We start from the raw sequence: 8,170 nt of genomic DNA, 5'->3' as shown, positions 1-8,170 counted from the left end.
GGATGAAAGACTTGATCAGCGGCATTGTCGTCAACTGGGAACTCTTAATCGGTTTTTTGATGGTATTCATTATGCTTGCCGGGGAAAAGGGTATTTGGGGAACTTTGGAGCCCCTTCTCAAAAAGGCTTTTTCCCGGAAGGGCGTTTTGACCCATTGGCAGGATAGTGGAGACAAAAGCAGATGATGGACACACAACTGCTGATTTCCGGCGTGATTTTCGGGTTGAGCATCGGTAGTATCTTTTTCCTTATGGCTATCGGCCTGTCGCTCTGTTTCGGCTTGATGCGCATCATCAGCCTCGACCAATTGCTCTATTATTCCATCGGTGCGTACCTAACCTATTCCATTAGTCTCGTCACCGGCAGCATGTGGCTCGGTGCGTTGGGGGGGTTGGTCGTTGCCGGAATCGTCAGTTTCGCTGTGGAACGGTTCATTTTTTTACGTATATACGAACGCGATATCGCCTTCACCATGATTACATCCTTCGGGATTCTGATCGGCGGTGTGGGCGTCATCAAATACATCTGGGGACTGGTTCCCCGGCCTGTGCCAATTCCGATGGTAACTCAGATCAACATTCTGGGCACTGAAATCCCACTCTACCGGTTGATTGTCATCGTTATCTCCCTGCTCGTTTATGCCAGCATCTGGCTCTTTTTGAACCGAACCATCATCGGCAAGGCGATTAGAGCCGGCATTGAGGACGTGGAACATGTGGAAGGCCTCGGCATTAACGTGTACAAACTCTTCACCATTACCTTCATCATCGCCGGAATGTTGTCCGGGCTGGCCGGGGGACTGCATGCGCCGCTGATCATGGTGGATCCCCATATGGGGCTCCACCTGCTGGCGTTCGTTTTCATGGTCGTCATTATCGGCGGTCTGGGCAGCATTAAAGGAACCCTGGTATCCGCCTTTATCGTCGGGCAGGTCGTCTCCTTAGGATCCCTCATCTACGCCCCGCTGGCGCAAATGGCGCCGTTTGCCATCATGCTGCTGATTCTCCTGATCAATCCGACCGGTCTTTATGGCAGCAAGCTGTTGAAACGTTAGGGGCGAGAAACCAAGCTTCATTGATTGCCTGTCCTCTTCAGGCCTGCCATTTCCTCCAGGACCGCACAGACCGAGGCAGTATCCTGATTGCCCCATCCGTGAGCCGAGGCTGCGGTGTAAATCTGCGCCGCCGCAGAGAGAAGGGGGGTTGGACACTGGAGCCCGTTAGCAAAGTTGGTGATGAGCTTTATGTCCTTCCGGTGTAGATCCACCTTCATCATAGGGTCATCGTATTTTCCGGCCACCATCAGCGGACCCCTCACCTCAAACATGCGGGACGAGCCGGAGCCGTCGATGATAGCCTTGTAAATCATTTGCGGATCCAATCCCGCCTTCATCCCCAGGACAAAGGCCTCTGCCGCAGAAACGTTATGGATCGTGACCAGCAGATTGTTCAAGAATTTCAATTTAGTGCCCATTCCGAACTCGCCGGTATAGTAAACGGCACGGGCAAACCCATCGAAAATGGCCCTGCAACGCTCACAGGTTTCCTGGTTCCCGCTGGCGTAAACTGCCAGATCCTTTCGGAGTGCCTGAGACCTGGTACCACTCAGAGGACAGTCCAACATATTTGCGCCGACGGACTTCAAGGCCTCGTAAGCCTCCTCTTTGGCCTCCAAGGAGAGGGTACTCGTCTCAACCAGAACGAGGCCTCTCTTGGCACCCGTTAAAAGGCCGTCCTCGTCGAACACGACCTTGTGCAGGGCCTCGTTGCTGGGGAGAGAGGTGATGATGACGTCGGCCTTTTGGGCCACCTCTTTACACGAAACCGTGCCTATACCTTTCTTGTCTGTGAGATCCTTGATTCTTTCCGGAATGATATCATAGCCGATGACCTCGAAACCTCCCTTGAGCAAGTTCCCTGCCATGGCTGATCCCATGATGCCTAAGCCGATCATGCCGACCTTTTGCTTCATATCTTTCTCCTTAAGACTCCCAATGCCCGTTTAGGTGTTACGCTTCCAGAGAGGGGACTTTCTGTTTAGCAAGCGTGGTCATGAGCTCTTGGCAGGGAGAGAATTCCAGGGCCAGAAATTCACAAACCTCCTTACATGCGCTGCAAAGCATGCATTTGGAGACGTCCTTTGCGGGTAGGTCATCTCCTTGACTTAAGGCGCCTGCAGGGCAGATGTCCATACAGGCCGTGCATCCCTGTTTGTACCGACATCTCTCAGGAGAGATCACCGGACGGTAGGCGACTCTTTGACGATAATACTCGATGCTGGTTTTACCGCTCCCCACACCGGCTTTATAACTGTAACTTGCTTCTGGGGGGGTAGGTCTGTGGTATTCCTGGATAGTGGACGCATCTCCTATGATTTCGATCCTGCTGGAATCCGTCTCTCCTAATCCCAAATCCCTGGCAATACCCAGATAAGGTATATCATCCGGTTTCAAACCGACGATCTTAGCCTGAACCGTATCCAGGGCCACTGGATCGTCGGAGGCCAGCACCTTATTCACCCATCTGGTCTCCGGAGAGGAAGGACCGTAACCTTCCATAGCAAGAATGGCATCCATGATAACCAGATCGGGGGGTCGAAGTCGGAACATTTCAACGACAATCCAGGCGAAGATTTCCGGCTTGACTGAGAAATAGTGATACCAGGACTTTTGAGCTCCCGCCAAAAGCCCGAAATTGTTCTTGACCGAACCGCTGAGGATGGTCAAGCCGTGCGTCTTCATCTTCGGCAGCGAAATGTAGACATCGGCGTCCAGGACGTCCTTGAGCACAGCCACCTTGCGTTTGAAGGGCCGGTCCAATTTGACGACGGTGAGGCTCTTGCTGAAGTTCCGATAGTAAGACCCCGCTGCTTTCTTGAGATGCGTAACCTCGAACACGTGCTCCGAATTTCCATAGAATTCGGTTCCCACGGAATCTCCGACCACAATTTGGGCAGGTTGGAAGGAGGCCAGTTTTTCCACGACCGCTTCCACCAGCTTGTAGTGGGTGACATAGGCCTGCCGATCCGGATCCCCCGCCTTCAGGGCATTTACCTTGACAGCGACCTTCTTACCGTGAACATCTACCGGAAACGTAGAAAATGCCTGAGCAACGGCCTCCCGGCACGTCTCATACGTGCTGTCGGCAATAAGCACTTTACTCATGATGGTGTTCTCCTCTTGGGGTGATTCGCCAGGGTCTGGTGATGGGCATCCTCCTTTCTCTTTTTGGGGAGCAGGTGATTTTTCGCCCGAGAGAAGGGAAAGTCTAAAAAGGTTTACGGCTAGGAAGCCTTTAAACCAAAAAGGACGACCTGTGACCGAAACGGCAAACCGGTCAAAAATCTCCTCTTCCGAATATCGCTTTTTTAAGATGTCAAAGGTACCGGCAAACTCCACATGGGTATGAATGTCGATGGCGAAGTGTTTTATGGATCCTCCTGATCAACCTTCCTTATCGAAAAAGGTGTGGGATTTCGTATAGCCGACAAAATTGTCCAAATATTCCCCTGCCCTTTCGATATTCCTTTTTTGCTCATCTGCCTCCAGAAATGTTTTCGTTTGAATCGCAGCCACTCTGGCATTCATCGTCATCGCCTCCTGGCAGTCAAAATATACCGACGGGTTTCAAAATGCGATTGGAAAATTCAATATACCATCCTGTCTCCTACTTTAGCAACCTCGGAGACAATGCCGTTTAAATGAAACGTTAACCCGGGGAATGATCAAATCCGCTGCTACGCTGCATCCTTTTCTCATTCATCGAAGAAGGTATGTGAAATCATATATCCAATAAAATGGCTATTAAAAATTTCCAATTCCTGATAGATTCAGAAAAGTTTTCATAAAAAAGCAGGAAGTGTTCATGCGTAAAATCGGACAAATAAAGGGGGAGATAAAAGTCAGTGACGGGTTTTGACATCATTAAGAAGTCTGTTCCGAAGAGGAAATAGTCGCCAAGATCCCCGGATCAGTAGGAAGTAAAAATCGGGAGAGGTGGTTTATGAAAGGGATTTGTGGCAAACTGCTGGAGATTGATCTGACTTCTGGAAAGACGAAGAACACCACGTTTTCCCGTCGCAGGATAGATTGGAAACGAAAATACATGATGGGGACGAGGTCACCTTTACGGTTCTGGTAGCGGGTGGATGAAATCGCTAAGCGCATTACGGAAGGGGGGAATATTCGTGCATTTAACATAGAAATGGAAGATCGTCACTTATATTCTCATGTACCCCTTTCCTTTCGCGTCCCCCTTTCTCCCCTCTTTTCTCCATTTATTTTTTCCTTGACATAAAACCGACCTGTGGTTAACATTTATACCGCTTTAAAGTAAATTCTAATCATCCAATTCTACGGGAGGGCTAAGCGATGAAAAAAGCACTCATTTTATTAATCGTAGCCGGATTCCTCTTCGGAGCAGTGGCCAATGGCTGGTCGCAAGCCAAGGATTTTAAGTGGGCGACATCCGCCGCGGGTTCGTCTGGCCATAGGGCTTTAGTCAACCTGGCCGCGGTGCTGGACAAAGAAATGCCGAACTACAGGATCGCAGCCTTGCCCACACCGGGAGCGATCGTTTCCGTTAAAGGCTACGCGACCGGGCAGTTTGATGGCTATTATGGCGCCGATATTGCCTTCTACGAATTGGCGAATGACATCAACCGATTCAAGGGTTTTAAAGCTCATATAAAAAGGTACCCCGTCCAATCCTTCTGGACTTACTCGGTGGAAGTGGGGGTAGGGATCCTTGCCAAGGACAAAGGAAAATACAAACAATGGCGGGACCTTTCCGGCCAGCCGATTTTTACCGGCCCTCTCCCCTGGGATGTGCGGGCCCATTTGGAAAGGGCTTTTAAAGCGCTGGGGATGAACTTTGTATACCGGGAAATGGACCTATCGTCCGTAGGGTCGCAGTTGGAGGCCGGCAATATCAAGGCCTTCAACGCGTATACGAACGCAGAGGTGACAACAGCTCCCTGGATCATCGAGATATCCGTCGGCACAGACTGGGCCATCCTCAATCCTAGCCAAGAGGAAATTGAGCTGCTGCGGAAGGCTGCGTTTCGGATTGCCGAAGTGAAACCGGATGCCTTCAAAAAGGACATCCACGCCGCAAAAGCTCTCTTATTGCCCTTCTACTATGGATTCCATGTAGGGCTGGAGGTTCCCGAGCAAGACGTCTACAAGATGTTGACCATTATCGAAAAAAATGCGGCTGAGCTGGCCAAAGTAGACTCCGCCTACATGCAAATTAAAACGGATATGCCCGGTTTTCAGCGCCAGGGGGTTGAAGCGGCGCTCAATTTCGTTCCCATCCATCCCGGCCTGGCGAAATACATGCGGGAGCGTGGCGTCTGGGATTCCAAGTGGGACGGTCGCATCGCCAAGCCCAAGTAGCCGAGGCACCTGCGCCCGGGCGCTAAGAGATCCTCCGCTAACGCCTGCGTACAGCTGAGATTTTTTCGGCGATTGGAAGATTCAGGACACGAGATATCGTCGCAAGATCTGACCGCAGAAAAGAAAGGAGTATTCCGATCCAATGAATTCCTTCATCCGGATTTTTTTCTCCCTTCTTGCCCTCTTTTTTTTCGTGTACCTCTTCCGATACTACCTTACCGGCGTCGGGGGGCCAACCTATCTCGCCGTCATCCTGGTTCCGGTCGCGTTCATCCTCTTCACCTTAGATGCCCTGCGCAACAACGAGCTTTATCCCAGGCTTGGGGCTGCCGCTAACTACATCATTGGGGGCGTTTACATTGCCCTGCCCATTGTTACTCTCCTGTACATTGGCGTCGAGTTCGAAGAGATTGGCACAGTGCGGGCAGGTGTATGGAATACCACTGACCTGGTGGTTGGGGGGCTGATGGTTGTCCTGGTGATGGAGTACACGCGCAAGAGACACTTTCCGCTCTTCATCCTCAACGTCTTCCTGAGCTTATATGCGGTATACGGCTGGATCGTGCCCGGCCTGTTTCATCACCCAGGTATGGACTGGGGGCGGATCCTGAGCTCGATGAGCGTAGAGATGGCGACGGGAGTTTTTTCGCGGCTTCCCCAGCTTGCCCTCACTATGATCGGGTCTTTCCTTTTGGTTTTGAGTGTCTTGCGGGCCTTCGGCTGTGTGGCCTCGATCATTAATACCGCTTCGCGGATCGCTAACAAATCGGCCCATGCGCTGCCGCAAGCAGCGGTCCTGGGGTCGATGGCGGTGGGAACCGTGACCGGCAGCGGAGCGGCCAATGCGATAACCATCGGCTCGGCCACCATCCCGGCCATGATCGCCAGCGGGATACCCAAGGTGAACGCCGCCGCCATCGAGACCGCTGCCTCCCTTGGCGGCCAACTCATGCCGCCGGTTATGGGAATTGCCGCATTCCTCATGGCCGAGTTCCTGGGAGTGAGCTATTTCGAAGTCGTGGCGCGGGGGTACGCTCCAGCTTTGATTTACTATGCCGGCGTCAGTGTCGGCGTCTACCTGATCTCCGTTCGTTACCAGACCGGCATGGCGAGAATCCCGCTCGTGCAGACGGGCATCTTGGACAAGATCAACCTCCTCGTCTACGTGGGCGTTATTGCCGGGCTGATATACCTTATGGGGGTCGCCCAAGTGCCGCCGATGCTGGCCGCCTTGAGAGTATTCGTCGTGACCGGTATCGTAGTCTCGGTGATCTTCATCTTCACAACCCTTCGATCCCGCCCTTCCCGGGATCTCCGGTCCCTTGCCGCCCCCTTCCTCCGCTTCATTGACCACTTTACAACTATGACCTTTGACCTGACTCTTTTGCTGGCCAGCCTATCCATCATGACGGGTGTTGTGGTCATCACGGGAATTACGACGAAAGTCGGGTTCCTCCTGATGGAGGCAGCGGGCTTTCATCTCGTGGCGATGATTCTTGTGGCCTTTTTTTTCGGAGCTATCGTGGGCACCGGGTTGCCCCCGGCGCCTACCTACATCCTCACCGCCCTGGTGATCGCCCCCGCCATGATTAAGGTTGGCATCAACCCCTGGGTCATCCACTTCTTCGCTTTCTTCGTGGCCGTCTGGGGAGAACTGACGCCGCCGACCTCCGTTGTGGCCGCGGTGACGTCTAAAATCGCCGACGCCCCTTTCATGGGGACATTGTTCAGGGGAATCCAGCTATGTTGTGTCCTGTTCTTGTTGATGGGTGGGGTTTTTGCCAGGCCCGAGCTGGTGTTAGAGCCGGGGATGGCTCAGCTGGGCGCCATGTTTCTGCTCATGGCCGGCACGGTGGGCATCCAGTTTAGCATCCAGGCGAAATACAGCAACAAGAGGGGACGAGACGTGATCGCCAGGATTGCCCTGGCAGGCTTCTCGCTCATAGTGGTCTTGCACCCCAGCACGCGCCTCGCGACCCTGGCCATAGCGCCGATTGCGGTGTTTGTGGGGTACTGGGTTCTGCAACAAAGGAGGAAAGTGCTCTGATTCGAGTTTTGGGGTACATCGCCATCGCAACGGTTGAAGCCCCCACGCCTAAATACCGGGCAATCTGAGCCGTGGAAATCTCCATCTCCCGATTCATGCAAGACAATCTTTGCTCTTATCTCCGATGCCCCCTTTTCTGGCACACTTTCAGAAAAATAAAGACAATTAGAATTTGTTTTTATGCAACCAGCTGAATTCAGGCCGTCTCTTCCCTGGCTTAACCTCTTCTCCCGACACTCCGAATTTCAGCACACAGGTAAGTTCATAACCTTCCGGAAGGCCGATCATTTTTTCCACCTCTTTTTTCTCGGCATCCCAGTAAGAAATGATATTACTGCCAAGCCCCTCCGCCACTGCCGCCAAGGACATATTTTCCACGGCCAGCCAGCCATTGACGGACTGTCCCGAAGTCGTGCAGATGGCGACGACGCTGGAATTCTGGAACCATTTCTTCTGGTTCAAGGCCCGTTCTTCAACATCCTTTTGCGTCTCGCCCGAACCCGGGGGCAATTTTCGATTCAATTGGTACTTGAGCTCTGCAAGTTGATCGATGATTTTCGGATCGTCGATCATGATGAACTCCCAGGGCTGGCGGTTTCCGCCGGAGGGTGCCTTTGTGCCCGCAAGAATGATTCTGCGCAACTGCTCTTCCGTAGCTCCCTTCTTGAAAATACGAATCGTCCTCCTCTTCTCAATCGCTTCGTAAACGTCCATATCGAACCTCCCAA

Annotated in this window: 8 protein-coding genes; 4 read left to right on the top strand and 4 right to left on the bottom strand. The window is 52.5% G+C overall.

Annotated elements, in window-relative coordinates; all coding sequences use genetic code 11:
* Together Q7V48_07990 and Q7V48_07985 are read left to right on the top strand one after the other, a co-directional pair.
* A partial coding sequence (locus Q7V48_07990) for a hypothetical protein (GenBank protein MDO9210675.1) occupies window positions 1-185 on the top strand: 185 nt, incomplete at its 5' end.
* Window positions 182-1,054: a branched-chain amino acid ABC transporter permease gene (locus Q7V48_07985; GenBank protein ID MDO9210674.1), complete on the top strand. Its 873-nt coding sequence runs from the start codon at window positions 182-184 to the stop codon at window positions 1,052-1,054. The genes Q7V48_07990 and Q7V48_07985, both read left to right, overlap by 4 nt.
* Window positions 1,055-1,071: 17 nt before the next feature.
* On the opposite strand, the gene Q7V48_07980 is transcribed toward Q7V48_07985, so the two are convergent.
* The 3 genes from Q7V48_07980 to Q7V48_07970 all read right to left on the bottom strand — a co-directional run bounded on the left by Q7V48_07980 (window position 1,072) and on the right by Q7V48_07970 (window position 3,586).
* Window positions 1,072-1,971, bottom strand: coding sequence for an NAD(P)-dependent oxidoreductase (locus Q7V48_07980; GenBank protein MDO9210673.1), 900 nt, complete (start codon window positions 1,969-1,971; stop codon window positions 1,072-1,074).
* 37 nt (window positions 1,972-2,008) lie between these two features.
* Window positions 2,009-3,163, bottom strand: coding sequence for a DUF362 domain-containing protein (locus Q7V48_07975; protein ID MDO9210672.1), 1,155 nt, complete (start codon window positions 3,161-3,163; stop codon window positions 2,009-2,011).
* A 279-nt stretch (window positions 3,164-3,442) separates the two neighbouring features.
* Window positions 3,443-3,586 (bottom strand): hypothetical protein, encoded by a 144-nt coding sequence (locus Q7V48_07970; GenBank protein ID MDO9210671.1) that lies wholly within the window; start codon window positions 3,584-3,586, stop codon window positions 3,443-3,445.
* 783 nt (window positions 3,587-4,369) lie between these two features.
* On the opposite strand from Q7V48_07970, the gene Q7V48_07965 reads away from it, so the two are divergent.
* Both Q7V48_07965 and Q7V48_07960 read left to right on the top strand, forming a co-directional pair.
* Complete coding sequence (locus Q7V48_07965; protein MDO9210670.1) at window positions 4,370-5,395, top strand: TAXI family TRAP transporter solute-binding subunit; 1,026 nt, start codon at window positions 4,370-4,372, stop codon at window positions 5,393-5,395.
* A gap of 142 nt (window positions 5,396-5,537) precedes the next feature.
* A complete protein-coding gene (locus Q7V48_07960) occupies window positions 5,538-7,442 on the top strand; it encodes a TRAP transporter large permease subunit (protein ID MDO9210669.1) in 1,905 nt (634 codons plus the stop codon).
* Window positions 7,443-7,607: 165 nt separating this feature from the next.
* On the opposite strand, the gene Q7V48_07955 is transcribed toward Q7V48_07960, so the two are convergent.
* On the bottom strand, window positions 7,608-8,170 hold a 563-nt coding region (locus tag Q7V48_07955; GenBank protein ID MDO9210668.1), incomplete at its 5' end, for a nitroreductase family protein.

The organism is Deltaproteobacteria bacterium (genome assembly GCA_030654105.1).
Classification (GTDB): domain Bacteria; phylum Desulfobacterota; class SM23-61; order SM23-61; family SM23-61; genus JAHJQK01.
The sequence above is the reverse complement of the archived record's forward strand: the minus strand, read 5'-3'. Positions and strand labels throughout refer to the sequence as shown.